This window comes from Bacillus sp. FMQ74 (assembly GCF_001875785.1).
Lineage (GTDB): Bacteria > Bacillota > Bacilli > Bacillales > Bacillaceae > Bacillus > Bacillus stercoris.
This window is the reverse complement of sequence record NZ_MOEO01000001.1, coordinates 110,835-136,767: the sequence shown is the minus strand read 5'-3', so window position 1 is coordinate 136,767 and position 25,933 is coordinate 110,835. Positions and strand designations below refer to the sequence as shown.

The window sequence follows — 25,933 nt, the reverse complement described above, 5'->3', positions numbered from 1 at the left end:
TCATCGCCTTCTTTAACGTCCTAATTTTTTTAATACGACTGTTGCCAAAGCATCAATAAACTCAGGCTTGGCATTCGGCATTTCCGGCCGGTAATAGCTTGTACCGATATCGTCTGTAACCACTTTGCATTCATAATCATTATCATAAAGCACTTCTAAGTGATCCGCGACAAACCCGACAGGAACATATACAAACGCTTGATAGCCTTTTTGTTCAAATAAATCGCGGGTTAAATCCTGAACATCAGGTCCGAGCCACGGATCAGGCGTGTTCCCTTCACTTTGCCAGCCGACAGCATATTCGGAAATGCCTGCACCTTCAGCAATCAATTTCGCAGATTCATGAAGCTGATCCGGGTAAGGGTCTCCAAATTCTTTGATTTTTTCCGGCAGACTGTGTGCGGATACGATGAGCATCGCGTTTTCTCTTTCATCCTCAGGCATTGACGCATATGTTTCCTTCACTCGGTCAACCCAATATTTCACGAACTTCGGTTCATCGTACCAGCTTTCTACTGACGTAATCGTTAAACCGCCGAGTTTTTCAGCCTCTTCTTTGGCACGCTTGTTGTAGGACTGAACGCTGAACGTGGAGAAATGCGGCGCCAGCACGATGCTGACTGCTTCTGTAATGCCGGCTTTATGCATCTCTGCTACGGCGTCTTCAATAAACGGCTCGATATGCTTCAGTCCGATATACGCTTTAAACGTAATCTCGTCCTGAATTTCATTCAAGTGCTGTTCAAGCTTGTGCGCTTGTTCCTCTGTGATTTTAGCAAGCGGTGAAATGCCGCCAATTGCTTCGTATCTGTCTTTCAAATCTTGAAGCATTTCAGGCTCAGGCTTTCTGCCTCTTCTGATATGTGTATAATAACGTTCGATATCTTCTTCTTTATAAGGCGTGCCGTACGCCATCACGAGAAGCCCCATTTTCTTTCTACTCACTGTTTACACCCTCTTTAATGATCTGATACAAACATTTTGACAGGATATCATCATGATACCAAAAGATATGCTTAGGAATATTGACCCATTTTCTTGTTTTGTGAATATTTATGGACAAATGCTGTCAGTTTTTTCAAAACCTCAGGACTGACGTCAGGAAATACCCCGTGTCCCAGGTTAAAAATGAAGTTGTCCGATCTCATTCCTTGATCAAGTATTTTCGCCGTTTTCTTCTCAATGACGTCCCATGGCGCAAGCAAAATGGACGGATCCAGGTTGCCTTGCACTGTTTTGGTGATTCCTTTTGATCTGGCTTCATCAATGCTGAGTCTCCAATCCAGCCCAACCACATCAAGTGGAAGGTCATGCCAATCAGATGCCAAATGGCTCGCACCGACACCAAACATGATCAGAGGCACATTTTCCCCGGCAAGCTCTGAAAAGATCCGGTTCATCACGGGTTTGATGTATGTTCTGTAATCTGCCTGATTCAGCGCGCCGACCCACGAATCAAAGATTTGAATCGCTTTTGCGCCTGATTTAATCTGCGCTTTCACATACACAATGATCATGTCGGCAAGCTTGGACATCAGCAGATTCCATGCATCCGGCATGCTGTACATGAAGGCTTTTGTTTTATTGTAATTTTTAGATGGGCCGCCTTCGATCATATAGCTGGCCAGCGTAAAAGGCGCACCTGAGAAACCGATGAGCGGGACGTTCAACTGCTCATTGACAAGCAGTTTAATCGTCTCAAGCACGTACGGCACGTCCTGTTCCGGATCAATTTGGCCGAGTTTTTCAATGTCCGCCAAAGACCGGATCGGCTGATCAATCACAGGTCCGATCCCGTTTTTGATTTCAACATCCACACCGATTGACGGCAGCGGAGTCATAATATCTTTATAAAGGATTGCAGCATCGACTCCGTATTGCTCAACCGGAAGCCTTGTGACATACGCACAAAGTTCGGGCTGATGTGTGATCTCAAACAATCCGTATTTTTCCTTCAGCTTACGGTATTCCGGCTGTGAGCGCCCTGCTTGTCTCATATACCATACAGGCGTGTGATCCGCTTTTTCTCCCCGTGCAGCTTTTAAAAACGTCTCGTTAAACGTTTCTCGTTTACTCATCTGATTTCCACCTTTCATACTGCAACCATACGTTCGTATTTCTTGACTTATTACACTATACCTTGTTTTAGGCAAATGGTATAGAAATGAAGCTCAAAGTTCAAAAAATCGCCGAATTCCATTAAGAGGAAAATAGTTTCGGCTGAACGTATTCGGTTCCTTCCCCTTCTCTTTTTGTCTGTGAATTATAAGGCACAATTTTATAAGAAGCGCCCGAAAACAAGTTGGCATAAGGGATTTCATAGCTTCCCTTCCCTTCAACCGAATCAAGAAGCGTCTCCTTGCCGTCCTTGTTTACATAAATTCTGTACATAACCCGATCATCCTCTTGGGCGTCCCACTTTAATTCAATAGTAAAGAGCCCCGCTGCTTTAAATGTGTAATCGGCTGTGAGTGTTTTGACCGGCTTCAGCTCAATCGGACTTTCCAGCTCCTTAACATTTTTAGGCTTTGTGAACACAGCACCGGTTTCTCCTGCCTGTGTCAAAATATCCTTAAACAGCTGCGTCGGGTATGAGCTCCCAGCTTTCAAATAATGATTTTGGTCCGTTTTGTCATAGCCCATCCAGACTGCCCCGGTTATTTTCGGCGTATAGCCTGCAAACCAGGCGTCCTTTGTCGCGCCGGAGACGCCTGTATAAGACGTTGAACCTGTTTTTCCCGCCAGGTCGCCGTGATAGATGCCAGACGTGGCCGTTCCTTTTTTGACTACCTGCTGCAGCATTCTCGTCATATTCCAAGACGTCTGCTTGCTGAATACCCGTTTTCCTTCTCCTTTATGATCGGCTATTGTTTCTCCGTCTTCATCTATTATGCTTGAGATAAAGAACGGTTCAGTATACGTTCCATTCGCGGCAAAAGTATGAAACGCGCCGGCAAGCTGGAGCGGTGAAACACCTTTTTCCAAGCCGCCTAGAGCAAGAGCAAGGCCTTCATCAGGGATATCAATGCCGTTTGCTTTCAAATAAGATTTTCCTGTTTCGACGCCGATCTCATTCAGCGTCCAGACAGCCGGCGCGTTTTTGCTATACGTAATGGCATCAGACATAGTGACTTCGCCCTCATACCGGCTGTCGTAGTTTTTCGGCGTATAATCTCCGTAGGACTGCAACTCATCCTTCAATAGAGAATATGGCTTAAATTTCTTTTCCTGCATCGCCGGTCCGTATACTGCGAGCGGCTTAAATGTGGAACCCGGCTGGCGGACAGCTGTGACACGGTTATATCCTTTGGATGTGTAATCCCTTCCGCCGATGGCCGCTTCTACACCGCCTGTCTTATTATTAATAAAAACCGCGCTTCCCTCGGCATTCTGATCTGTTCCGGGATAATAGCTTCCCTCTTTCATCACCTGATAAGCCGTCTTCTGCAGCTTCGAATCAAGCGGCACCTTAATCGTGTATCCGCCTTGAAGAAGCTGCTCTCCTGAAATGGAATACTTGTCTTCTGCCTCTTTGATCACAAGGTCAATGTAGCTGTCAAACCAAGGTGTTTCCGACTGTTTCTTCACGTGCAGCCCAAGCGTCCGGCCCTGCGCGGTGACAGCCTCTTTCGCACTGATATAGCCTTGGTCATTCATCATGCCTAGAATTGTATCACGCCGCTCCTTACTTTTATCAGGGTGCAAAATCGGCGAGTACGTAGAAGGCGCCTTCGGAATAGCAGCCAAAACAGCGCCTTCAGATACAGTCAAATCTTTTACTTCTTTATTAAAATAATAGTGGGACGCCGCTTGTATGCCGTAGACTCCGTGTCCGAAGTAAAGCTGGTTCAAATACATTTCAAGCAGCTTGTCCTTGCTGTAATCCCGTTCAAGATTGATCGCAATGATCACTTCTTTTGTTTTTCTTAGAAACGTTTTGTCATGTGTCAAAAAAATATTTTTAGCAAGCTGCTGGGTGATTGTGCTTCCGCCTTCCACCTTTCCGCCTGCTAATATATCGCGGTACACTGCCCTTCCGACAGATTTCGCATCAATGCCGTGATGCTCATAGAATCTTTTATCCTCAACAGCGATAAACGCCTCTCTGACTTGCTTGGGAATCTCATTGATCGAAACCGGCTCGCGGTTTTCTGTATACAGGCTTGCAACCTCATCTCCGTTTTGATCCACAATTTTTGAAGAGGCATGAAGTATCAGCTTCTTTTCATCTATAACATAATGCCCGAGAAAAATAATTGAAATATATCCTATTAAAGCGAGAAAAGCAGTTAACACTAAAATAATGATAGGTATAAAAAGTTTCTTTTTCTTTATCTTAAACATGAACTCACCTCGCCTTTCTAAGGGTAGTATGGGAAAAATTGTTTGGAATTATGTTCGAAGCACTCGCCAATAGAAACTTATACCATTGTTTTGGTATACTAGCAAGCAGGAGGTGGCTGATATGAAGGTTTATATTACATATGGGACAGCCGATTTTTTAAAAAAGATCGTTGAGAAGCATCCCTCAGAGCATATCCTTTTGATGCAGGGGCAGGAAAACGCGATTTTGATTCATGAAACAAACGGAGATACCGTTTTCCAGGCACCACATGCTTATGAAGTCATTGACCAAGTCGGAGAGATCAAACATCCTGGTTTTGCAGTATTGAACAATATTGCCGTCACTCAGGAAGGGCGTCCGCTGTTTGAAAACAGATTTAAAAACAGAGCGGGAAAAGTCGAAAACGAGCCTGGCTTTGAAGCAATTCGAGTGCTCCGTCCGCTTGACAGTGACACCTATGTCATTCTGACCTTGTGGGAAACGGAAAGCGCCTTTCAAGACTGGCAGCAGTCCGGTTCTTACAAAGAAGCCCACAAAAAACGCGATACATCTGCCGGAATTGACACAACGTCGATCTTCTCCCGGCCTTCCTATGTCACCACATATTTCGCTGTCGAATAGCTGCCGGCATGTCCGGCAGCTTATTTTATTGGGAGGAAAGCAAAATGAAGCATACTTGCCCAGTCTGCGGGTTTAAGGGATTGGCTGAACCGCCATATGATCATGAAGGCAATCATTCTCATGAAATCTGCCCGTGCTGCGGTTTTCAGTTCGGTTTTGACGAGTACGAGATGCAGCACGAAGATGGTTCATATTTAGAACCTGCGGAAAGCATCATCGCCTACAGAAAACAGTGGCTTGCTGACGGTGCTGTTATTTTTTCTCCTGATTGCTGCCCAGCGCAACAGCAAAAAGCGAAAAAAGTGTTAAAGCATGTTTTATCTGAACAAATGAAACAGATCAATGTTCATCTTCCATCATAACTCAGCCTTCTGTCCCGGCACCTTCCGCCCGCCTATGAATAATCTGTAGGGAGCGGAAGGAGTGATCAATGATGGAAGTCGGGATTTTGTCTATCCATGTTCTGTACGTGTTGTTTATTGGAGCGATTATCCTATTTATGCTGCTGCGAAAAGATACGACCTTTATTTCCTTATTCGGCATTTTTATCATATCGCTATGGGCCAGCCATTCACTTTCAGCCTCTGTCAGCAGCTTATTCCACAGCTTTATCTATGCGGCCGGCGAACTGCTGCCCACGATTTTCATCATTTGCTTTATCGTTTCGATGAGTGATTTATTAACAAAAACAGGCATAAATGAAGCGATGATTTCTCCCTTTACAAGCCTTGTAAAAGGGCCTGTGACTGCCTATTGGCTGATTGGAGGCCTGATGTTCGCCATTTCTCTCTTCTTCTGGCCTTCTCCGGGTGTCGCATTGATCGGCGCCGTCCTGCTCCCGGCAGCCGCACGCGCCGGTTTGACGCCTCTTGCAGCAGCCATGGCCATGAACTTATTCGGGCATGGTTTTGCCCTGTCAGGAGACTTTGTCATTCAGGCGGCGCCAAAGCTGACTGCGGATGCAGCAGGCATTCCAGTGGGTGATGTCGTCTCGGCCAGCATTCCGCTTGTGCTGATTATGGGTGTGACAACAACAACCGCTGCCTTTATCATGATTCAGCGCGAGCACAGAAAACAGGAGCCTCCCGCTTCTTTTTCCCCCGTTTTTTCCAGCGAACAAGACAACTCACTGTACTTGCCAAAACGCATGCGGTCCATACTGGCTTTTTTGATTCCGCTTGTCTTTCTTGCTGATATCGCCTGCATGCTCTTGTTTAACCTGCAAGGAAATGATGCAACCGCGTTAATTGGCGGGTCTGCAATCTGTATCCTCCTAACCGTTCATTTTCTCGTGTATAAGCATAAAGGGCTTGAAAAAATCACCGGCTATTTTATTGACGGGTTTAAGTTCGGGTTTAAGGTTTTCGGCCCCGTCATCCCGATTGCCGCTTTCTTTTATCTTGGCGACTCAGGCTATGAAGGCATAATAGGCAATTCACTCCCTAAAGGTTCCCACGGCATTGTCAACGATCTCGGCATTGCTTTATCCCATATGATTCCTATGTCAAAGGAGCTTGCCGCCGCTGCATTAACTGCCGCTGGAGCCATAACGGGCCTCGACGGCTCAGGATTTTCAGGCATTTCTCTTGCCGGCTCCATTGCAAAGCTCTTTTCGTCCGCTCTCCATGCCGACCCCGCCGTCCTGACCGCACTCGGACAAATCTCTGCCATTTGGGTGGGCGGAGGAACACTGGTCCCATGGGCGTTGATTCCCGCTGCGGCCATTTGCAAAGTTGATCCATTTGAACTAGCCAGAAAAAACTTCATTCCCGTCGCGATTGGCCTTTTCGTGACAACAATCGCAGCCGTGATGATGCTTTGAAACAGCGCAAGTTGAAGTATTCAGAATTTTCCTATACAATCATGAAAAAGCATAGAAAAGGGGGAAGCGGCTTTGTCCATATCCACACTGCAGAAAGAGATAAACAAACAGCTCGACAGCTGTTTTGAAGAAATAGTTGAGATCAGGCGCCATTTCCATATGTATCCTGAACTCTCGTTTCAAGAAGAAAAAACCGCCGCATTTATTGCTTCCTATTATGAATCGCTAGGAGTCCCAATCCGCACGAACGTCGGCGGCAGAGGGGTTTTAGCATATATAGAAGGAAGCGAACCAGGCCCTACAGTCGCTTTGCGGGCCGACTTTGACGCTCTCCCCATTCAAGATGAAAAAGACGTCCCTTACGCCTCAAAAGTGCCCGGTGTCATGCACGCATGCGGCCACGATGGCCATACGGCAGCTCTTCTCGCAGTGGCCAAGGTCCTTCACCAAAACAGACATGAGCTGAAGGGAACTTTTGTGATGATCCACCAGCATGCGGAAGAATATTATCCAGGAGGCGCAAAGCCAATGATTGATGACGGCTGTCTCGAAAACGCGGATGTGATATTCGGCACCCATCTTTGGGCAACCGAACCGCTCGGAACCATTCTTTGCCGCCCCGGCGCCGTAATGGCGGCGGCGGACCGATTTACGATTAAAGTCCTCGGAAAGGGCGGCCACGGCGCTCATCCGCATGATACAAAAGACGCCGTCCTGATCGGTTCGCAAATCGTTTCCTCTTTACAGCACATTGTCAGCCGCAAGGTCAATCCTATTCAATCCGCCGTCATTTCGACAGGCTCCTTTATCGCAGACAATCCATTTAATGTCATCGCAGACCAAGCAGTACTGATCGGTACAGCACGTTCATTTGATGAAAATGTCCGGGACATTCTGGAGAAAGAAATTGAAGCGGTTGTAAAAGGGGTATGCAGTATGCACAGCGCGTCCTATGAGTACAACTATGAGCGGGGCTATCCGGCGGTTGTGAACCATCCTGCAGAAACTAACCACTTGGCCAGCATCGCCAAAAACATCGAGGGTGTTCAGCAGGTCATTGCCGGTGAACCGCAAATGGGCGGCGAGGATTTTGCTTATTACTTACAAAACGTGAAAGGCACTTTTTTCTTTACAGGTGCCGCTCCTGAACAGCCAGAGCGGGTCTATTCACATCACCATCCGAAATTTGATATTAATGAAAAAGCAATGCTGACAGCAGCCAAGGTCCTTGCAGGCGCTGCGATCACCTATCATAAGCTATAAAAAAAACAGCCGGAATGTTTATTCTCCGGCTGTTTCCTTTACTATCCTCAGATGAAAAATGTGTCTTGCCGTCTCTCCAAGCTGTGCCAGCAGCTTATAATTGGCAATCCCGCCGACTGCCGCTCCTACGCCCGGCAAAAGCTGAAAAAGCTTCACGACGTCGATATAATCGCGATATTCCTGCTGGAACACTCTCCAGTCGATGCTCTTTTTCTCCTTATCCCAATTTTCGATGACAGAAAAAAGCGATTTTCGGCCATCATCACTCGAAAACGCAAGCTGAAACACGAGCAGCAGGAACATTCTTTCTTGTGCATCCTTCACATCAAAGCCATAAATTGAGGATAAAGTAAATAAACACTTCATCTTAATAGAAAGCAGCAGCGGGAAATCGGCAATGCCTAAAAAAATGCCGCCTGCTCCGGTGCCGACTCCCTCAGCAGCCGCCACCTTCTGATAAGAAGCAATCGTTTTTTTCGCCAGTTCGTTCTTTTCACTTAGCGAAAGTGTGCTTGTATCCTTCTTATAGGTAATGATATTGGAGCCCGCCATCGTCGCTTCCACCATTTTTTTTACGCTCTCGGTGACGGCCGTATGGATTTTTTCAGGAATCCGCTCATTCACCTTCGTTTGCACACGCTTCGAAAAGCGTTCAAACATGGAATCCTTTCGCAAAAAATGCATTTTCCATTGAAGGGCTTCCTGCATCAGCTGATTATCTGTCATTTAACTACCCCTTTTTTAAGCTCACAGCTTGCCATGTTTTTTCAGTCTGGTTGTCATATAAGACGGCAGAACAACAAAAATCAGAACGGCAGAACCGATCAGCGCGTAAACAAAACCGGTCAAACCGGCTGCATAGGCAGATGCAGCAGACATCAGCAGCGCTTGAATACTAAGTGCAGTTTTTAATAGAGAGAAATAGCTTTTCAGCTTTGTTTCTTTTTTCACAGGGTACAACTCTTGAAGAGCCAAATGGTCAAAGTGGCCGAAGAGCGGCAGAAGCTGAATGCCCGTAATGAAAATGGCAAACACAGTCAAAACCGCTGCAATCAGCGGGCTAGCTGAGACATACATAATGATCAGTGCAAAAACGATCGTTAACCTGACAAGAATACCCAAATAATCACTCGAACGCAAAAAGGCGCGGGTGAACATATAGGCAAATGTTTTGCGCTGTTCAAACGGCACAAGCCGCAGAAAAAAGTCGAGATAAGCTCTGCGTTTCGCTTGCTTTCGCAAATGCGGCACATCAGTAAACAGGTTGGCAATCCGATAGAAACGCTGCTTTCGTCTCAATTCGGACTCAATATGGCTTTCCCATTTAAACGTTTTCCGTTTTGCTGCGGAAGACATATACAGATAAAGAACAGCCATAATGACATAGACGAGAAGCGCATACATATAAACAGATTGGAAAACAAAATAAAGAACGAGTGTATTCGCCGCAAAGCGAATGATGACGTCCATCCGTTTCATGCTGCGGTCGTTTTGGAAGGTCGTCCGCCATTCCATTACCTGATTCCACGCTTTCAGCAGCAACAGTTGGACAAAGACCGCGGCATACGATACGAGCGAAGCACCCGGCGTGACTGCGAAATAAAGCGGCATCGCAACGATGCTCAGCGCAATAAGCGGAAACAGCTGAGACACATAGCTGTAGACAAACGCCTGCTTCAAGTAAGGCTCCATTTTTGCTTCAAGAGGCAATAAGAAAACAAGGTCAGCCTCCTTCAAAAGCGTTCGCACATAAGAGCTTGTCAACACGAGTGAAAACAGCACGGCCATCACCCAAAAGGACGGAAAGTGAGCGGGGATGTCCCGTATCCATTTGCTGTACCAGCTTGCAGCGCCAGCTAGAAAAAAGATCAAAACAATGACAAGGTGATCGTTGAGCATATATTTCATGTATGTTCTTGTTTCTTTGATATGCTCCTGCAGCCGCGACTGCCAAATATCAAGCATATTATTCATGGCCAGCGTCTTCCTTTGTAAGCTCAAGATACAAATCGTCCAGCGCCGCGTCTTTCATTCCAAACTGCTCTCTGAGCTCTGACAGCGTGCCGCGCGCCCGCACCTCGCCGTTATGTAAAATAATAAACGAATCACAATAGCGTTCTGCCGTTGCCAAAATGTGCGTTGACATCAGCACGCTCGCCCCGCCTTTTTTCGCTTCATTCATCCGTTCAAGCAGCGCGTTAATGGCAAGTGGATCAAGCCCTAGAAAAGGCTCATCAATAATGTAGAGCGCAGGCTCTGCCAAAAATGCGCACATAATCATAACCTTCTGCTTCATTCCTTTGGAAAAATGGGCCGGGAACCACTTCAGCCTCTTTTCCATTCGGAATTCCTTTAAAAGCGGAGGCAGCCTTTTCTCCATCGTTTCTTTTGACAGGCCATATGCCATGGCTGTCAATTCAAGATGCTCCTTCAAAGTCAGTTCTTCATATAAAACAGGTGTTTCAGGTATATAGGTGAATTGTGAACGGTAGCCTTCCGGATCCTCAGCAAAGGTTTTACCGTTTAATTCGATTGAACCTTTATGCGGGTCCATCAGCCCGATGATGTGTCTGATTGTTGTACTTTTACCAGCACCATTCAGCCCGATTAAGCCGACTATTTGATTCGGTTCAAGGGTGAATGATACGTTTTTTAAAACCGGATTTCTTGTATATCCGCCGGTTAAGTCATTTACCGATAGCAGAGACATAGTTTCTCCCCTTATAGTGTTTTTCTTCATAGTACCAAAAACAAGGCTTGATTTGAAACAATTCCCTTTTAACAAATGATGAATTTGCTGTCATAAAGAGACAGGGTTCTGGACATCATAATAGTCGTAGAGGAAAAGCATATCAACTGAAAAATGAGGTGTTTGTCAAAGACGTCTTAGAAACAGTTGGATAGAAAATAAACATGTCCAATGCTCAAACCATTTCTCTTCACTGAATTGATGAATTCTTCATGTATGAAGCAAATTGTCAAATGAGGTGTTTATCGCAGGAATCGTTAGGCATTAACAAGTCTTCATTTTATTGACAAATGAGGTGCTTACCAAAGGCATAACACATTTTCTTCATATAAGCTCTTCCTCTGCATTCAGGGTGAACGCTCGCCGTTCATCCTGTTTTCTATTTTCTGCATTTCTGTGGTACGATGAGTGTATACATATTAAACAATTTCATAAGGAGGAACCCTCATGCATTGTGCAGAGAATTGTATCTTTTGTAAAATTATCGCCGGCGACATTCCATCCGCGAAGGTGTATGAAGATGAACATGTACTTGCCTTTCTTGATATCAGCCAAGTGACAAAAGGCCATACGCTTGTCATTCCGAAAACACATATTGAGAATGTGTATGAATTTACAGATGAATTAGCTAAACAATATTTTCATGCTGTTCCGAAAATCGCCCGCGCTATCCGGGATGAATTTGAACCGATCGGCTTAAATACGCTGAACAATAACGGCGAAAAAGCTGGACAGTCTGTGTTCCACTACCATATGCATATTATCCCTCGCTACGGAAAAGGAGATGGATTCGGAGCGGTTTGGAAAACGCATGCTGATGATTATAAACCGGAAGATCTGAAGAACATCTCTTCCTCTATCGCAAAACGCCTGGCCTCATCATAAGATGAGGTTATTTCATTTGTGAACATTTCACAAACATCCGTCAATTTCTTTTGATAATTCTAATTTTTTATCAAAAAACTGAATTTTTGTGATAGGATAATTGTATTATTTTATACATTAACGTGGAAAACAGGGAGAGATCATGATGGAACGTACAACGAATTTTAACGCAGGTCCTGCAGCGCTGCCATTGGAAGTTCTGCAAAAAGCACAGAAAGAATTTATTGATTTTAACGAATCCGGCATGTCTGTTATGGAGCTTTCCCACCGCAGCAAAGAGTATGAAGCGGTGCACCAAAAAGCGAAAAACCTCTTAATCGAACTGATGGGCATTCCGGAAGATTACGAGATTTTGTTTCTTCAAGGCGGGGCAAGCCTTCAATTCTCAATGCTTCCGATGAACTTTTTAACACCTGAAAAAACCGCTCATTTTGTCATGACAGGCGCTTGGTCTGAAAAAGCACTGGCAGAAACGAAACTGTTCGGGAACACCTCTATTACCGCTACAAGTGAAACAGACAATTACAGCTATATTCCGGAGGTTGACCTTACGGATGTAAAAGACGGCGCATATTTACACATCACTTCCAACAATACAATTTTCGGCACTCAGTGGCAGGAGTTCCCGAATTCTCCAATTCCGCTCGTCGCCGACATGTCCAGCGACATTTTGAGCAGAAAAATCGATGTGTCCAAATTTGACGTGATCTACGGAGGCGCCCAAAAGAACCTCGGCCCTTCCGGCGTGACTGTAGTTATCATGAAAAAAAGCTGGCTGCAAAATGAAAATGCGAACGTCCCAAAAATCCTGAAATATTCCACGCATGTCAAATCGGATTCACTCTACAACACTCCGCCGACATTTGCGATTTATATGCTGAGCCTTGTTCTGGAATGGCTAAAGGAAAACGGCGGTGTAGAAGCCGCTGAACAGCGCAATGAACAAAAAGCGCAGGTTCTCTACAGCTGTATTGATGAAAGCAACGGATTCTATAAAGGACATGCCAGAAAGGACAGCCGCTCACGCATGAATGTGACCTTCACGCTTCGGGATGACGAATTAACGAAAACATTCGTTCAGAAAGCAAAAGGTGTGAAGATGGTCGGCCTTGGCGGACACCGTTCAGTGGGAGGCTGCCGCGCTTCTATTTATAACGCGGTGTCTCTCGAAGACTGTGAAAAACTAGCGGCGTTCATGAAGAAATTCCAGCAGGAAAATGAGTAAAAAGTCTGGCTATGCAAACCGTTCGTTTGGTATACTGTTTGCATAACACATTCTTATAAAGCCTTCGCAATAAATGATGAGCATATTATTGGAGGGCAAAAGCTTAGCAGAGGAGAGCATAGATATGAAAACAAAAGAGTTAGTCATCATGGCCCTGTTTGCCGCAATCGGCGCAGCGCTTCATTCCATTATTCCGCCCTTTTTAGGCGGCATGAAACCAGATATGATGCTGATCATGATGTTCATGGGCATTCTGCTGTTCCCGCGGGTGCAAAATGTACTCGTCATCGGGATCGTGACCGGAATCATTTCCGCGCTTACAACCGCATTTCCAGCCGGACAGATCCCTAACATCATCGACAAACCCGTATCAGCGTTTCTGTTCTTCTCCCTGTTTCTCTTGTTCAGAAAGAGCCGGAAAACAGGTGCAGCCGCAGTGCTGACAGTAATCGGGACCATCTTATCGGGAATTGTGTTTCTATCTTCAGCTTTATTGATCGTCGGTTTGCCTGGCGGTTTCGCCGCATTGTTCGCAGCTGTTGTTCTGCCGGCTGCTGTGCTGAATACAATCTCAATGATCATTATTTATCCGATTGTGCAAACCATTTTAAGACGTTCGAGCTTTGTGGAAGCTGCTAAATAATTGTCACACAAAACCTCTTCCGCTTCCGGGAGAGGTTTTTTTAAAACAGAGCGCCCGCAGCATGTCAGCATGTTTTAAGCGAGGAGTTTTGTGAAAAAGATAAGACATAGTGTAAAGGCGGTTCCGGTTGAACAAACAAGCGCTTTCTGCCGGATAACCTTCTTGGGCGGATAAGAAGCAGCCTGGCTGAGAAGTCTGATATAGTAAACAGCGCCTGTAGCGAAGGCAAGGGTGATGCAGGATAACACAATCAAAAAGACAGACAACCTTCTCCCTCCTTTTCACTTAAAAATATGCTAAAATAAAGCAAGCTATGTATAGAAGTTCAGGCTTTCAACAAAAATGAAAAATGCTGAATGAAATCTTATTTTGAAGAAAAAGACGGGGTGATTGTAATGGCGAGCGGACGTTCTCTATTAACAGGACTATTCGTAGGCGGCATCATCGGAGGAGCAGCGGTTCTTCTTACTGCACCTTCCTCAGGAAAGCAGCTGCGTGAAAAAATGAAAACCAATTATGATTCTTTAGAAGAAACGATTAAACGCTTAAAATCAGACGGGCTTGCGTTAAAAGACCAGCTGATCAAGGCGGCAAAAGAAAGCACAGATGTTATTAAAGACGTAGGCGGCGAGCTCCAAACGTCAATTAAAAAATGGCAGGAAGAGATCAAGCCTCACCAGCAGGATCTGCAAAAAGAAATTGCTGATATTGAAGAGAAAATCAGACAGCTGGAGAAAACCTTACAAAACTAATATCCTATTCAAAAGAAAAAAATGCGGGCCGAAATTGGACCCGTATTTTTTTAAGGCCGATAAACCCTTCCGCCGCAATGGTTTGTGAATTTATTAAAAAATTCTTACATTTTCATCTTTATTAATCTTTATTTTATTGGCATAATAGAGAAAAAGAAAAAGAGAAGCAGGTGACGTAATGAATCGAGTGGAACCGCCCTATGATGTGAAAGAAGCTCTGGTCTTCACCCAGAAAATGGCTCAGCTTAGCAAGGCTCTTTGGAAATCGATCGAGAAGGATTGGCAGCAATGGCTCAAACCGTATGACCTGAATATTAATGAGCATCATATTTTATGGATTGCGTATCAATTGAATGGAGCTTCCATTTCTGAAATCGCGAAATTCGGGGTCATGCACGTATCAACCGCATTCAACTTTTCAAAAAAGCTGGAAGAACGGGGATATTTAAGATTCTCCAAACGGCTGAATGATAAACGGAACACATACGTCCAATTGACTGAGGAAGGCACCGAGGTATTCTGGAGCTTGCTTGAGGAATTTGATCCGACACGCAACGCTGTTTTTAAAGGGTCACAGCCTCTGTACCATTTATTCGGAAAATTTCCTGAAGTGGCAGAAATGATGTGTATGATACGCCATATCTACGGCGATGATTTTATGGAAATTTTCGAAACGTCACTTACCAACATTGACAATGACTTTGAAAGCGTAAACGGAAAACTGAAGAAAAAAGCAAAGGACAGTGCGGCGGATGAACCGGCAGAAGAGCTCGAACCTGTAAACAGTTAATCAAAATGCTTCATGATGTCGATAAAGACTTCCATCAGCTCTTGGTAAAGCCCCTGCTCGTACAGGGCAAAAATCGTTTCATGAACATCTAACTTTTCATTCAGCTGTCCGGCAAAAAGCGCGAGGAGCTTATCAAAGGTTACAAATCCTTGCGCTTTTTGTGTTGCCAGTTCTTCCGACAATTCATCGCATATCCTCATAACCTCTTCCCCTTCTTCCTTGCTCAGCCCTTTATCAATGAGAAGCGCATAGAAGGGGTACCTGTCCATATCCACTGTTTTCACTAATAATTGTATGTAATATTCTAATCGCTCAATGCGATGACCCATCGAATCCATCCACACCACTTCTTTCTATCTTTAATCTTATTTTAGCTGATAATTCACTGAGAAGAAAGTTCTAACCCCATATTTCGCAGTTTGTTTGCTTGTTTCAAAAAAATACCTGCCGGATGATATTTTTTCTTAAAAAAGCATTGATTTTTTCTCATGGGAGGAGTAAATTATTTTGAGATTCTACTCAAGATGTATGGAAGGATGACTTTGATGAATTGCTGGAAGACCATAAATCTCATGAAGGATTATGGCGCCGTTCGCATAATATTAACTGCTGTATGTTTTATGATTTTGGTTTTTATCTCTACCTTTTTAGCTTTTGAGCTGCTGCGGCCTGGCACAAGCTTAAGCGATGAATATGTACCTTTATTCGGCGGTTTGCTCGTCGTTATTTTATTTGTACATAAAGTCATCCATGTCCTGCCAATCATCTGCAAAAAAAGAAAAATAGAAAAAAAGTTTTACATATTGCGCATGCGCACATGGAAACGAATACCAAAAACAACAATGCTGATTTCACTGGTAAGCCCGTTCTTGCTGATTACACCGGTATTGTTTTACGCCGCACTGGCGTTTCCGAATCACGCTCATTATTTCTGCATGATCTCAGGCATTCACGCCGGCTACTGTCTGCCTGACTTCCTGCTGGCCCTCAAGCTGATAAAAGCGCCGAAAACCGCTTTTATTGATCAGGAAGCAGACGGCTTGGATATTCTTGTTGAAAAGTAGCTATCCTCTGGTGGTGGCAGCGATTTTTCAATTTGCATTCTATCTTTTTTAATAAATATTTGGTAATGTAATATGGGACAGTTCAGAGAGAGGGGGAATCTCCCATCATTTTATTCTATTTTATCGTGGCTGCCGTGTTTATTTTATATTTCATAAACAGGCTCACCAATACATTATGCCTTGTCAGAGAGATTCCTGAAGAGCGGCAAGATAAGGTATTCCGATTTATTAATGTATCTATATTAATTTTACTGATCTCTTCGTTTGTGGAGATCTCCTTTACAGTGTAAAACGAAAGAAAGCATAGCTGCGATTGAGCAGCTATGCTTTTTTATGTTGATTAGTACAGCCAAGAAGCGCCGATGATAATCAATAAAATAAATAACACAACCAATAAAGCGAATCCGCCTGCAAAAACTTCACCCATCTTAAAAAGCACCTCCTGTAAAAAGCTTTATTTACCAATTACATGTTATGCAATTCATGTTTGAAACGATTAGGCGCTAGTGAAAATAAAGGATCGCTTATGTTGCAAGCGATCCTCGGGCTGCTTAGTAGATGTAAGCTGCACCTACGATGATAAGCAAAATGAACAGTACTACGAGCAACGCGAATCCGTTAGAGTATCCTCCGCTCATGTTACATACCTCCTTTTCTTGATCAATATATAAGTATGTCATCAGCAAAAGTTTGACTAGACGAATGCCCTTTATTTAAAATCTTTTTACAGAAAGCCACAATATGTTATGATACGCATAGGTAATTTAATTTGGAATGATTAGGAGTGTTTGAAAACCATGAAGAAAATCGCAATAGCAGCTATCACTGCTACAAGCATCCTCGCTCTCAGTGCTTGCAGCAGCGGCGACAAAGAAGTCATCGCAAAAACAGACGCAGGCGATGTAACAAAAGGCGAGCTTTACACAAACATGAAGAAAACTGCTGGCGCAAGCGTCCTGACACAGCTGGTGCAAGAAAAAGTGTTGGACAAGAAGTATAAAGTTTCGGATAAAGAAATTGATAACAAGCTGAAAGAATACAAAACGCAGCTTGGGGATCAATATACTGCCCTCGAAAAGCAATATGGCAAGGATTACCTGAAAGAACAAGTAAAATATGAATTACTCACACAAAAAGCGGCTAAAGATAACATCAAAGTAACAGACGCCGATATCAAAGAGTACTGGGAAGGCTTAAAAGGTAAAATCCGTGCAAGCCACATCCTTGTCGCTGATAAAAAGACAGCTGAAGAAGTAGAGAAAAAGCTTAAAAAAGGCGAGAAGTTTGAAGATCTTGCGAAAGAATACTCAACAGACAGCTCTGCTTCAAAAGGCGGGGATCTTGGCTGGTTTGCAAAAGAAGGCCAAATGGACGAAACGTTCAGCAAAGCTGCATTCAAATTAAAAACAGGTGAAGTCAGTGATCCTGTCAAAACACAATACGGCTACCATATCATTAAAAAGACAGAAGAACGCGGCAAATACGATGATATGAAAAAAGAACTGAAATCTGAAGTGCTTGAACAAAAACTAAATGACAACGCAGCTGTTCAGGAAGCTGTTCAAAAAGTCATGAAGAAAGCTGATATCGAAGTAAAAGATAAAGATCTGAAAGACACATTTAATACATCTTCAACAAGCAACAGCACTTCTTCATCTTCAAGCAGTTCTAAGTAATAAAAAAGCTGTGCAGGCTCATTGAGCCGCACAGCTTCTTTTATGCGATGGAATGGTTTTGATTTTCTTCTTCATGCTGCTGAGAACTGCGGCGTTCTCGCTCCTTTTCCATCCTCTCCATATAAATCTGCCCTTCTTTTTCAATAAAAGCCTGGTCTACTTTTTCTTCCTCTTTGGCTGCCGCCACAAGTTTATATGCGCTGAAAATGATGCCTACAATACAAAGATACACCCACCATGGAAAAAATAACACGGGCTCCTCCCCCTTTGCATAGATTCTTTATTCTTAACCATATGCGGGAGTGAGACGAGTTATGTGCGGGAAAGACGCAACAAAAAGGACTGAGCTGAATATGTCAGCATCAGTCCTTTTTAAGTTATTTATGAAATGTCGGTTTATAAAAGGAACGGTTTTCCAGCGCAAATACACGTTCAGTATACTCGCCCGGCTTCACACGCTCAAGCGCTCTGTCCATCATATTCATTTTTGCATCCAGATTGTCTATATAGTGAAGAATTTCCGCTTCTTTCACCATCGGCGGTTTCGGGCTGCCCCATTCCGCTTTGCCATGGTGACTCAAAATCAAGTGCTGAAGAATTAACACCTCTTCAGAATCGATTTGAAGCTCCTCAGCCGCTTTTGAAAGCTCTGTCACCATAATCGAAATATGGCCGAGCAAATTGCCTTCAACCGTGTATGAAGTGGAAACAGGGCCGGACAGCTCCTTCACCTTTCCAAGATCATGCAGGATAACCCCGGCATAAAGCAGATCACGATCAAGAGACGGATATAAATCTGCTATTGCTTTCGCCAGGTTCAGCATAGAGACAACATGATACGCCAAACCTGAGACAAACTCATGGTGGTTTTTCGTAGCCGCCGGATAATCCATAAATTCAGCTTCATGTTTTTTCACTAAAAACCTTGTGATTCGCTGGATATTCGGATTTTTCATTTCAAATATATATTGAGTGATGGTATCCATCATTTCATTTTTCGGAATCGGCGCGGTTTCTAAAAAATCATCAATATTGACGTTTTCTTGCTCGCTTACCGGTCTAATATTTCTTAGCTTCAGCTGGGTGCGTCCGCGGTAATGGTGAACATCGCCGACGACCTTGACAATCGTTTGCGGCGCATAGGTCACTTCATCACTTTGCTTGGCATCCCACAGCTTTGCTTCAATATCGCCTGACTGGTCTTGCAGCATCAGCGTCAAAAACGGTTTTCCATTGCTTGCAATCCCTTTCGTCGAGGATTTAATCAATAGATACTGGTCCACCTGTTCGCCAACCTCATGTAGCATAATCCCTTTAGCCATTCTATTAAAGCTCCCTCCGTATCTTACATAATACCAGTATATCACATACCGATTTTCAGCTATAGAACCTCTTTTATGACACCAAATGGATAATTTGGCTGCTATGAAATGCATCTTTCACATGGTCATGGCATGTAAAATACAAAATCTGCCTTCCGCCTTCGGTTAAATCATACAGAACATGTAATACACGTTTCAGCCTTTCATGATCAAAATGAACAAAGCTGTCGTCAAGCTGAAACGGAAGCTTTGACCCACCCTGGCGCGTAACAGCCAGAGCAAATCGGATCGCTGTATACAGCTGTTCACACGTCCCTTGTGACAGCTCTTCCGCATGATAGACAGTTCCATCGCGATGCATAACCATGATCGAATCATCCGTTTCGGAAAAATAAATGGTTTGGTAGTTTCCGTCAGTCAGGGGGCGGAAGAATTCTCCTGCCGTCTCCAGAAGGCGCGGAAGCTCAACCTTTTTATGCCGCTCCAATTTGTTTTTGATCACCTGTTTGACCATTTGTATGGAGGCCCATTTTTTAGCAGTTTCTTTCACACGTTCTTTTTGCATTTCGGTTTGAAGCTTGAGGTCTGAGACCAATCCTGAAGCCTCTAATTGTTCCTGTCTGACGGAGAGCAGTGCGATTTGGCTGCGGAGCCGCTCGATCTCCTCAGTCAGCCGCTCTTTTCTTTCATTCTCGACGAATTGCTTGTTTTTCAATTCAGAAAGCGTATTGGAATCCGCCAGTTCAAGCTCCTCTGGGTGCCCGCCTTGAAGCTGTGCGTTTACGTGATGAAGCTTGTTCTCCGTATCCTTCAATTGCCTGTTGATGCCGGCTATGGCAAAAAACGCATCTCTGTCTTTTACAGCTGCCTTGGCAAATAACTGTTCGATCTGTACGTGAAAATACTGTATTTCTTGCTCAAGCTCAAGCATCTGTTCCTTTGTATAATGAATATCTGTTTCAATTTCCTTTTTTTGCTTCTCGATTTCTTTTTCACGTTCAATGTTTTTTCGCAAAGTGTGAAGGGCGTCCGAGATGGAGATGTCCTGACTATGAGGATGTAGCATGCTGACGCGTTCTTCGAATGTTCTCCGGTGCTTTTTCAGCCTGCCTGCTTCAATGGTCAGCTCATGTTTTTTCTTCACTTCTTTTTTGACATCCTTCATTAAGCTGTATGCATCAAGCAAAAACGATGGGTCTTCGTTAAATCCGAGCTCATTCATAAAACGCTCGATCTGTGTAAAGGACGGGGCCATATCGGCTTCCCACTGTTCAAACTGCTGGATGACCCTTTCATACGCCGCCTCTTTTTGCTGGAGCGCTGCTCGCTGCGTGAGAAGATGCTGCTTATTGCGGTCGTCCTCCCATAACGCTTCTCTCAGCTTTTCAGCTTCTGCTGGTGAAATATCCGTCATTGGCTGTCTTGTCTCCCGGCTGTTTCGAGAAGATGTTTTTTTTCCTGATACAAGCCAATACACAATCAGCGCAGCGCCGAAACTTATTGCGGGAATCCATTGCTGCAGCAGAGAAAAGAGAACGATGAACAACATACCAGCTGCAATGACAATCTTTTTCTGTTTAGCCTGCTGTCTTTCAAAAAACTTCAGCTGTTCTCTGAGCTTCGCTTGCTCTTGGTGCTGCCCCTGTGCTTCATCATATGCTCTAAGAGTTGCTTCTTTATCTTTTCTTTGGCTGTTTTCAAGAATCGCGGACGAAGCGGCATGAACGGCCTTTTCAGCGTCTTCCAGCTCTTTCCGGGCAAGTTCAAACGTCTCGTCAAGCTGCCGTTTTCTGTCTCTTGCCTGTACATATTGCTGCACCGCTTGCTGAAGCTGCCATTCGTAATCATATGAGGTGTTCATATTCAGGAGCTCATTTTCATCCGCTTTATTGAGCTGTTCCAGCCCTGCCGCTGTCTGCGCAGACGTCTGGCGCAGCTGTGCCTGAATGGCTGCCAGCTGTTCTCCCCAGGATTGGTACATATGAAACGCTGCCGAAAGCTCTTGTATCAGCGTTTCTTTTACCAATAGTTCTTTATCGGGGATAAGCTTTTGCCTCTGTTTGTCCAACCCCGCCATCTTCACCCGAAGCGCCTCAAGCTGTGCTGATTTCGGGTGAAGATGGGATTCATACTTTTCCAGCTGATGCAGTCCGTCAGCAGGAAATTGTCCTGCATGTTCCGGAAATTCTGCAATCACCTGTTCAAGTGTCGCTTTTTCATTTAGCAGCGGCTTTCGCTCAATCGCTCCCTCAATCATTCGGATATGTCCTGCCGTCTCTTTCAATTCGGTTTCCGCGGCTGCAAGGCGGGTTTCAAGCGTTCGTTTTTCCTCGAGAAGCTGATGATAGCCCGCTTCCTCTGCTTCAGCCTGTTTTAGCTTCACTGCCAGCTGCTTAAGCGTTTCCAGCTCCTGATTCAATTGAGGGTTTCGCCCATTTGGTTTATAGAGCCTTTCGCTTTCCTTCGTCAGCCTTGAATCAAGCTTTGATACGGCTTCAGCACCAAACAAGCTGGAAAACAACAAAAATTCCCCTATCTTGTCCCGGTTAAAGGCATGAATTTCCTGCAACCCGAATACATCAAACGAATATATAGCTTTGTACAACGACCTGTCTGTGCCCTGGAACAGGCGTTTTAAAACATCTCCCTGCTTTACTTCGCCCTTTTCTGTATACACTCTTAGCTTTTCGGCAGTCCCTTTCGTCCGTTCGATCTTCAGCACCCCATACTCAGGATGTTCAGCTTCAAGAACACCACCGTAGACACCGCCTGATTTCGGTTCATATTTTTTCGTTTTCGGAAAACCGAACAGCATGCTTTCAATAAATGACATCATCGTCGTTTTTCCTGCCTCATTTAATCCGTAGATAACTTGGACAGGAGAGGCGGAAAAGCGAAAGGTCCGATTAGAAAATTTTCCATATTGGTAGATATGTAAAGATATAATTCGCAAAGCTGTCACCGCCTCATGGTTCAAGCACCTTAAGCTGCTTTTTCAATAAAATCTGTGCCTGTTCTTTTATTTCCTTTACCTCCTCTTGGCTAAACCGGTCTGCGTGCCTTCTATACACTGGATGCCGCTCAAGCCCTTCCAGCACGTCTGACAGATCACTGCGATCTATGTCTTCAAATAAACCGCCAAAAAAAGGATCAAGGTTTGTTACGTTAGCTTCGTTTTCTGTCTCATCATCCAATGCAAGAGGCCAAACGAAAAGTTCCTCTTCCGCTTCTTGCTCCTGAAGCGTTTCAAGAAACTCTTCCAAGGTGCCTTTTGGCGCCTTCAGCAGCCATTCTGGCGCAGTTCCTTGTAAAACAAGTCTTACACAAACAGGGCTCCCCTTTTTTCGCAGCTTCGAAAACGTGTTCTCCACCATTTGGAAGAGAACGGTCATATTCTTTGCCTCCGTCACGTCAACCGCCGCTTTTTCCCACAGGACATCATGAGCTCTCTGAAATTCATAAGATATATTTCCGTTTGTCACATGAACGAGATAATAGCCTTTATCTCCCGTCTCCTTCATATGGCGTGCTTGTGTGTTTCCCGGGTAAATGACTGCCGGGTGCTCGGCAGATAGAACCTGGCGTTTATGTATATGGCCAAGCGCCCAATAATCCATCCCGCTTTTCACGAGGTCGTCATGTGTAAACGGGCAATACGGATCATGTCCTTCAGATCCTGACAGCGTGCCGTGGAGCATACCGATATGAAACGGCGCGTCAGTTGATCTCCGATAGCGGGCGGCTTGGTTTTCCGTCACGGCTCTGGCCTGATAGCTGAAGCCGTAAATGCTCGCTATGCGCCTGCCTTCTTTAAAAAACGATTTTTCTTCTGGAACAGCGGACGAAAAAATATGGACATTCTCAGGCCATTCAATCGGCGTCCACTCCCCGCCGAGATGATCGTGATTCCCAAAGATGACGTACACCGAAATTCCGCACTCTCTGAGTCTTTCAAACTGTTTTTTCAAAAAGAGCTGGGCCTTTAAGCTTCGATTTGCTTCGTCAAACAGATCCCCCGCCAGCAAAATGAAATCAACGTGTTCTCTCTCCGCGGCGTTTATTATATGTCTCACGCTTGCAAACGTGCTTTCTTTAATCCGGGCAAAAATCGGCTCCGGCAGATGCGATATCCCGTAAAACGGGCTGTCGAGATGAAGATCTGCCGCATGAATAAAGGTTAGATCAGTCAACATTCTGCTCCTTTCCAGGATGAAGTACCCTTATTTTAGCACCGAATTCTTACGAATGCACGTTCTGTCAATAAAGAAACAGCCTGAGAATCCCCAGGCTGTTTTCCAATCAGTTTTTCGCTAAACGAAGCGCTTGTTTGATCGCTTTGAACGCGCTTGAATTGCTGTAAATCAATACACCACCTTTATAAATTCTGGCGCCGATAACAGCCAGTATGACAATGGTGAGCAGTGTGATTCCGATTCCGGCTGCCGCCTGCCAGAATGGAATATCAAGCATGCCGACGCGCAAGAACATAATCATTGGCGTAAAGAACGGAATAAACGAAGTTACCGTAATAAATCCTGCATCAGGCGCATTCAATCCGAACATCGCGATCATAAAACCGGCGACAACCAAAAGCGTCATCGGCGTGATCGTTTGCTGCACGTCTTCTATTCTGCTGACAACGCTGCCGAGAAACGCGGCGAGTGTCGCGTATAAAAAGTATCCGAGCAAAAAGAAAATGACAGCATAGATGACAGTCGTTGCCGATACGTCGGTCAGATTAAGGAATCCGCCGACAGATGATGCCGTTTCGCTCTTTTGGTTCAGCTTAAGAGACAGAGAGCCGGCTCCGATAATGATAGCAAGCTGTGTGATCCCGACAAGCCCGATGCCAAGCAGCTTTGCAAACATTTGCTGGATCGGCGGCATGCTTGAGATCAGGATTTCCATGACGCGTGAAGACTTTTCAGTTGCGACCTCCATCGCAATCATGCTGGCATACATAATCACTGAAAAATAAATGACAAACAGCATAATGTAAACAAGCCCTACCGTCTGGCCAAGCTCTTCCTCAGACTTCGCTCCTTCTTTCAGCGCCTGCTGCCCCACAGTAACGGGCGCATAAAGGCTGCTGATCGTTTCCTGCGACACGCCGAGCTCGGCCGTTCCGACAGCCGTTTTGGTTTGCGTCAGCGCCTGCTGCAGCGTTTGATACGTGCTTTCATCAGAAATCGTTAATGCTTTATATGTTCCTGAAATGGTCCCTTTTTCATCTCGTTTGATGATGAGCATGCCATCGAACGCTTCATCTTTGACTTGCTTTGTCACCACATCCTCCGATTGCTTCGACAGCTTCACCTCAAGATCGCCGTCTCTATCCACCGCTTTCAGCTGCTTTGAAAAAACCAGATATAATTCGTTTGTTTCATCAACAACAGCGATTTTTTCTTTCGCATCGTCACCTTGAAACAAAGAAATGATCGACTCCAGATTCGTTACAGCTAAAACAAGCAGCACCGTGATGACAGTCGAAATAATAAAGGATTTTGCCATAATCTTATTTTTGTATGTATGAGAGAGCATGATCCAAAATTTATTCATAGACGGCCCCCACCTTTTCTATAAAAATATCATGCAGTGACGGCTCTTCAAGCTCAAACTTTCTGATAAACCCTTTTCCCTGAAGCATCGCAAAAATCTCTTGAGAGATGTCTTCATTGGCGATCTGCAGCTTGACGCCGTCGGCCGTTTCCTTCCATTGAAGAATACCCTCATGTGACTGCAAAAAGCGCAGATCGTCATCGGAGTGAATGGTCACATTCTTTTTGCCGAAGGAACGCTTTATCTCCTTCAGCTTGCCTTGCACGACCGGTCTTCCTTTCTGCAATATGCAAAGGTTCTCACAAAGCTCCTCCACATGTTCCATCCGATGGCTTGAAAATAAAATAGAAACGCCGCTGTTTTTCAGCGAGATCACAGCCTCTTTTAACAGCTCAACATTGACAGGGTCCAGGCCGCTGAAAGGTTCATCAAGAATCAGCAGCTCCGGCTTATGCAAAACTGCCGAAATGAATTGGATTTTTTGCTGATTCCCCTTTGAAAGCTCTTCCACCTTCTTATTCTCGTAATCTGTAATATTGAAGCGTTCAAGCCATGTCCCGAGCTCTTTTACAGCCTCCCGCTTCTCCATCCCTTTTAATCTGGCGAGATAGACAAGCTGATCCTTTACCTTCATTTTCGGATAAAGACCCCGCTCTTCCGGCAAATAACCGATTTTGTTGCTGATATGATAATTCACAGGACGGCCCTTCCAGCTGATTGAGCCCTCCGTAATGCTTAATAATCCTAGGATCATGCGAAACGTCGTCGTTTTTCCCGCTCCGTTTGCGCCTAACAGACCGAACATTTGCTGTTCCGGAATATCTAAGTCCAATCCGTCAACAGCTTTGTAATTTCCGAATGTCTTCGTTACGTGATCAATTGTAAGCACCGAATCTCCTCCTTCCCTGACCCATTATATACTAATTTTGGATGAAACATAATAGAGGATTTTCATTTCCTGGTTAGAATATAAATGAAGAAAGACTGATAAATCTTGAAAATGGAGGAGAAACCAGATGGCTGATTATTTCCTAACCGTTTTTGATCCTTCGGGGAACACACTGGTAAACGAACGATTCGAAGCGGAAAATGAAGAAGCGGCAAAAACGCATGGTGAAGTCATCTTAAAAGAAAAAGAGCTTCACAGTCATACTCATCGTTTAGTCAATGCAGCCGGAAAGCTGATTTTGTTTCACAGATGATCAGCTTTCCGGCTG

The 25,933-nt window shown here is 44.6% G+C and carries 28 protein-coding genes and 1 pseudogene; 13 read left to right on the top strand and 16 right to left on the bottom strand.

The features are described from left to right. Positions 1-12: 12 nt before the first annotated feature. The 3 genes from hemH to BLL41_RS00720 all read right to left on the bottom strand — a co-directional run bounded on the left by hemH (position 13) and on the right by BLL41_RS00720 (position 4,344). Complete coding sequence (gene hemH / locus BLL41_RS00730; RefSeq protein WP_071576427.1) at positions 13-945, bottom strand: ferrochelatase; 933 nt, start codon at positions 943-945, stop codon at positions 13-15. Between the two features lie 71 nt (positions 946-1,016). After that, positions 1,017-2,078, bottom strand: a complete 1,062-nt coding sequence (gene hemE, locus BLL41_RS00725; RefSeq protein ID WP_071576426.1) for a uroporphyrinogen decarboxylase — start codon at positions 2,076-2,078, stop codon at positions 1,017-1,019. A gap of 121 nt (positions 2,079-2,199) precedes the next feature. After that, positions 2,200-4,344 (bottom strand): transglycosylase domain-containing protein, encoded by a 2,145-nt coding sequence (locus BLL41_RS00720; protein WP_071576425.1) that lies wholly within the window; start codon positions 4,342-4,344, stop codon positions 2,200-2,202. A gap of 121 nt (positions 4,345-4,465) precedes the next feature. Here BLL41_RS00720 and hmoB point away from each other — a divergent pair, with 121 nt between their 5' ends. The 4 genes and pseudogenes from hmoB (at position 4,466) to sndC (ending at position 8,051) form a co-directional block, all read left to right on the top strand. Beyond that, positions 4,466-4,966 carry a heme-degrading oxygenase HmoB gene (gene hmoB / locus BLL41_RS00715; RefSeq protein ID WP_071576424.1) on the top strand — a complete coding sequence of 167 codons (501 nt, stop codon included), beginning with the start codon at positions 4,466-4,468 and terminating at the stop codon, positions 4,964-4,966. A 44-nt stretch (positions 4,967-5,010) separates the two neighbouring features. Continuing rightward, positions 5,011-5,328, top strand: a pseudogene (locus BLL41_RS00710) (hypothetical protein). Positions 5,329-5,396: 68 nt separating this feature from the next. After that, positions 5,397-6,788 (top strand): hypothetical protein, encoded by a 1,392-nt coding sequence (locus BLL41_RS00705; protein ID WP_083427888.1) that lies wholly within the window; start codon positions 5,397-5,399, stop codon positions 6,786-6,788. Positions 6,789-6,860: 72 nt separating this feature from the next. After that, positions 6,861-8,051, top strand: a complete 1,191-nt coding sequence (sndC, locus tag BLL41_RS00700) for an N-acetyl amino acid acetylase SndC (RefSeq protein ID WP_071576421.1) — start codon at positions 6,861-6,863, stop codon at positions 8,049-8,051. Positions 8,052-8,069: 18 nt separating this feature from the next. Here the strand turns inward: sndC and BLL41_RS00695 are convergent, their stop codons facing one another. Genes BLL41_RS00695 through ecsA form a run of 3 tightly spaced genes read right to left on the bottom strand, consistent with a single transcriptional unit; the run spans position 8,070 to position 10,761 of the window. Continuing rightward, positions 8,070-8,777: an EcsC family protein gene (locus tag BLL41_RS00695; protein WP_071576420.1), complete on the bottom strand. Its 708-nt coding sequence runs from the start codon at positions 8,775-8,777 to the stop codon at positions 8,070-8,072. A 21-nt stretch (positions 8,778-8,798) separates the two neighbouring features. Continuing rightward, positions 8,799-10,025, bottom strand: coding sequence for an ABC transporter permease EcsB (gene ecsB, locus BLL41_RS00690; protein ID WP_071576419.1), 1,227 nt, complete (start codon positions 10,023-10,025; stop codon positions 8,799-8,801). Next, positions 10,018-10,761 carry an ABC transporter ATP-binding protein EcsA gene (ecsA, locus tag BLL41_RS00685; RefSeq protein WP_071576418.1) on the bottom strand — a complete coding sequence of 248 codons (744 nt, stop codon included), beginning with the start codon at positions 10,759-10,761 and terminating at the stop codon, positions 10,018-10,020. Before ecsA ends, ecsB begins: the two co-directional genes overlap by 8 nt. A gap of 486 nt (positions 10,762-11,247) precedes the next feature. Here ecsA and BLL41_RS00680 point away from each other — a divergent pair, with 486 nt between their 5' ends. From BLL41_RS00680 to trpP, 3 genes are all read left to right on the top strand, one after another. Then, positions 11,248-11,685, top strand: coding sequence for an HIT family protein (locus tag BLL41_RS00680; RefSeq protein WP_071576417.1), 438 nt, complete (start codon positions 11,248-11,250; stop codon positions 11,683-11,685). A gap of 145 nt (positions 11,686-11,830) precedes the next feature. Next, the gene (gene serC, locus BLL41_RS00675; RefSeq protein WP_071576416.1) at positions 11,831-12,910 is read left to right on the top strand and encodes a 3-phosphoserine/phosphohydroxythreonine transaminase; all 1,080 of its coding nucleotides are present in this window, start codon (positions 11,831-11,833) and stop codon (positions 12,908-12,910) included. Positions 12,911-13,034: 124 nt separating this feature from the next. Then, complete coding sequence (trpP, locus tag BLL41_RS00670; RefSeq protein ID WP_071576415.1) at positions 13,035-13,553, top strand: tryptophan transporter TrpP; 519 nt, start codon at positions 13,035-13,037, stop codon at positions 13,551-13,553. A gap of 74 nt (positions 13,554-13,627) precedes the next feature. On the opposite strand, the gene yhzF is transcribed toward trpP, so the two are convergent. Beyond that, on the bottom strand, positions 13,628-13,819 hold the full coding sequence (gene yhzF / locus BLL41_RS00665; RefSeq protein WP_014663400.1) for a membrane protein YhzF: 192 nt from the start codon (positions 13,817-13,819) through the stop codon (positions 13,628-13,630). A gap of 129 nt (positions 13,820-13,948) precedes the next feature. On the opposite strand from yhzF, the gene BLL41_RS00660 reads away from it, so the two are divergent. Then, positions 13,949-14,305 carry a YtxH domain-containing protein gene (locus BLL41_RS00660; protein WP_040083814.1) on the top strand — a complete coding sequence of 119 codons (357 nt, stop codon included), beginning with the start codon at positions 13,949-13,951 and terminating at the stop codon, positions 14,303-14,305. Between the two features lie 178 nt (positions 14,306-14,483). Then, on the top strand, positions 14,484-15,095 hold the full coding sequence (locus tag BLL41_RS00655) for an HTH-type transcriptional regulator Hpr (RefSeq protein WP_003239501.1): 612 nt from the start codon (positions 14,484-14,486) through the stop codon (positions 15,093-15,095). Here the strand turns inward: BLL41_RS00655 and BLL41_RS00650 are convergent. Continuing rightward, on the bottom strand, positions 15,092-15,433 hold the full coding sequence (locus tag BLL41_RS00650) for a YhaI family protein (RefSeq protein ID WP_071576414.1): 342 nt from the start codon (positions 15,431-15,433) through the stop codon (positions 15,092-15,094). The two genes, BLL41_RS00655 and BLL41_RS00650, sit on opposite strands and share 4 nt — an antisense overlap. Positions 15,434-15,640: 207 nt before the next feature. Between BLL41_RS00650 and BLL41_RS00645 the strand changes: the two genes are divergently transcribed. Then, complete coding sequence (locus BLL41_RS00645; protein ID WP_040083567.1) at positions 15,641-16,159, top strand: DUF3267 domain-containing protein; 519 nt, start codon at positions 15,641-15,643, stop codon at positions 16,157-16,159. Between the two features lie 107 nt (positions 16,160-16,266). Then, positions 16,267-16,449, top strand: a complete 183-nt coding sequence (locus tag BLL41_RS00640) for a hypothetical protein (RefSeq protein WP_024571667.1) — start codon at positions 16,267-16,269, stop codon at positions 16,447-16,449. Positions 16,450-16,499: 50 nt separating this feature from the next. On the opposite strand, the gene yhzE2 is transcribed toward BLL41_RS00640, so the two are convergent. Together yhzE2 and yhzE1 are read right to left on the bottom strand one after the other, a co-directional pair. Beyond that, positions 16,500-16,586, bottom strand: a complete 87-nt coding sequence (gene yhzE2, locus BLL41_RS00635; protein WP_003155248.1) for a sporulation protein YhzE2 — start codon at positions 16,584-16,586, stop codon at positions 16,500-16,502. 124 nt (positions 16,587-16,710) lie between these two features. Further along, positions 16,711-16,797: a sporulation protein YhzE1 gene (yhzE1, locus tag BLL41_RS00630; protein WP_003327753.1), complete on the bottom strand. Its 87-nt coding sequence runs from the start codon at positions 16,795-16,797 to the stop codon at positions 16,711-16,713. Positions 16,798-16,956: 159 nt separating this feature from the next. Here yhzE1 and prsA point away from each other — a divergent pair, with 159 nt between their 5' ends. Next, positions 16,957-17,835: a peptidylprolyl isomerase PrsA gene (gene prsA / locus BLL41_RS00625; protein ID WP_014476317.1), complete on the top strand. Its 879-nt coding sequence runs from the start codon at positions 16,957-16,959 to the stop codon at positions 17,833-17,835. Between the two features lie 40 nt (positions 17,836-17,875). On the opposite strand, the gene yhaL is transcribed toward prsA, so the two are convergent. The 6 genes from yhaL to BLL41_RS00595 form a co-directional block, all read right to left on the bottom strand. After that, a complete protein-coding gene (yhaL, locus tag BLL41_RS00620) occupies positions 17,876-18,088 on the bottom strand; it encodes a sporulation protein YhaL (RefSeq protein WP_003233252.1) in 213 nt (70 codons plus the stop codon). Positions 18,089-18,212: 124 nt separating this feature from the next. After that, the gene (gene yhaM, locus BLL41_RS00615; RefSeq protein ID WP_003245698.1) at positions 18,213-19,157 is read right to left on the bottom strand and encodes a 3'-5' exoribonuclease YhaM; all 945 of its coding nucleotides are present in this window, start codon (positions 19,155-19,157) and stop codon (positions 18,213-18,215) included. Between the two features lie 73 nt (positions 19,158-19,230). Then, entirely contained in the window at positions 19,231-22,119 is a 2,889-nt protein-coding gene (gene sbcE, locus BLL41_RS00610) for a DNA repair/recombination ATPase SbcE (protein WP_083427922.1), read from the bottom strand. Positions 22,120-22,123: 4 nt separating this feature from the next. Beyond that, entirely contained in the window at positions 22,124-23,350 is a 1,227-nt protein-coding gene (locus BLL41_RS00605) for a metallophosphoesterase family protein (RefSeq protein WP_071576413.1), read from the bottom strand. Positions 23,351-23,456: 106 nt separating this feature from the next. Beyond that, a complete protein-coding gene (locus tag BLL41_RS00600) occupies positions 23,457-24,716 on the bottom strand; it encodes an ABC transporter permease (protein WP_071576412.1) in 1,260 nt (419 codons plus the stop codon). Next, a complete protein-coding gene (locus BLL41_RS00595; protein ID WP_071576411.1) occupies positions 24,709-25,605 on the bottom strand; it encodes an ABC transporter ATP-binding protein in 897 nt (298 codons plus the stop codon). Before BLL41_RS00595 ends, BLL41_RS00600 begins: the two co-directional genes overlap by 8 nt. 127 nt (positions 25,606-25,732) lie before the next feature. Here BLL41_RS00595 and BLL41_RS00590 point away from each other — a divergent pair, with 127 nt between their 5' ends. Next, a complete protein-coding gene (locus tag BLL41_RS00590; RefSeq protein ID WP_014663389.1) occupies positions 25,733-25,918 on the top strand; it encodes a YhzD family protein in 186 nt (61 codons plus the stop codon). Positions 25,919-25,933: the final 15 nt, after the last annotated feature.

What these genes read in the sequence shown, in the direction of transcription:
- hmoB (WP_071576424.1), top strand. Translation starts at nt 4,466, where the DNA reads ATGAAGGTTTATATTACATATGGGACAGCCGATTTTTTAAAAAAGATC.
- BLL41_RS00720 (WP_071576425.1), bottom strand. Translation starts at nt 4,344, where the DNA reads ATGTTTAAGATAAAGAAAAAGAAACTTTTTATACCTATCATTATTTTA.
- BLL41_RS00695 (WP_071576420.1), bottom strand. Translation starts at nt 8,777, where the DNA reads ATGACAGATAATCAGCTGATGCAGGAAGCCCTTCAATGGAAAATGCAT.
- BLL41_RS00590 (WP_014663389.1), top strand. Translation starts at nt 25,733, where the DNA reads ATGGCTGATTATTTCCTAACCGTTTTTGATCCTTCGGGGAACACACTG.
- BLL41_RS00660 (WP_040083814.1), top strand. Translation starts at nt 13,949, where the DNA reads ATGGCGAGCGGACGTTCTCTATTAACAGGACTATTCGTAGGCGGCATC.
- hemE (WP_071576426.1), bottom strand. Translation starts at nt 2,078, where the DNA reads ATGAGTAAACGAGAAACGTTTAACGAGACGTTTTTAAAAGCTGCACGG.
- BLL41_RS00605 (WP_071576413.1), bottom strand. Translation starts at nt 23,350, where the DNA reads ATGTTGACTGATCTAACCTTTATTCATGCGGCAGATCTTCATCTCGAC.
- ecsB (WP_071576419.1), bottom strand. Translation starts at nt 10,025, where the DNA reads ATGAATAATATGCTTGATATTTGGCAGTCGCGGCTGCAGGAGCATATC.
- yhzE1 (WP_003327753.1), bottom strand. Translation starts at nt 16,797, where the DNA reads ATGAGCGGAGGATACTCTAACGGATTCGCGTTGCTCGTAGTACTGTTC.
- BLL41_RS00650 (WP_071576414.1), bottom strand. Translation starts at nt 15,433, where the DNA reads ATGGATTCGATGGGTCATCGCATTGAGCGATTAGAATATTACATACAA.
- BLL41_RS00705 (WP_083427888.1), top strand. Translation starts at nt 5,397, where the DNA reads ATGATGGAAGTCGGGATTTTGTCTATCCATGTTCTGTACGTGTTGTTT.
- ecsA (WP_071576418.1), bottom strand. Translation starts at nt 10,761, where the DNA reads ATGTCTCTGCTATCGGTAAATGACTTAACCGGCGGATATACAAGAAAT.
- serC (WP_071576416.1), top strand. Translation starts at nt 11,831, where the DNA reads ATGGAACGTACAACGAATTTTAACGCAGGTCCTGCAGCGCTGCCATTG.
- yhaM (WP_003245698.1), bottom strand. Translation starts at nt 19,157, where the DNA reads ATGGCTAAAGGGATTATGCTACATGAGGTTGGCGAACAGGTGGACCAG.
- BLL41_RS00645 (WP_040083567.1), top strand. Translation starts at nt 15,641, where the DNA reads ATGAATTGCTGGAAGACCATAAATCTCATGAAGGATTATGGCGCCGTT.
- BLL41_RS00680 (WP_071576417.1), top strand. Translation starts at nt 11,248, where the DNA reads ATGCATTGTGCAGAGAATTGTATCTTTTGTAAAATTATCGCCGGCGAC.
- BLL41_RS00655 (WP_003239501.1), top strand. Translation starts at nt 14,484, where the DNA reads ATGAATCGAGTGGAACCGCCCTATGATGTGAAAGAAGCTCTGGTCTTC.
- prsA (WP_014476317.1), top strand. Translation starts at nt 16,957, where the DNA reads ATGAAGAAAATCGCAATAGCAGCTATCACTGCTACAAGCATCCTCGCT.
- yhzE2 (WP_003155248.1), bottom strand. Translation starts at nt 16,586, where the DNA reads ATGGGTGAAGTTTTTGCAGGCGGATTCGCTTTATTGGTTGTGTTATTT.
- trpP (WP_071576415.1), top strand. Translation starts at nt 13,035, where the DNA reads ATGAAAACAAAAGAGTTAGTCATCATGGCCCTGTTTGCCGCAATCGGC.
- BLL41_RS00600 (WP_071576412.1), bottom strand. Translation starts at nt 24,716, where the DNA reads ATGAATAAATTTTGGATCATGCTCTCTCATACATACAAAAATAAGATT.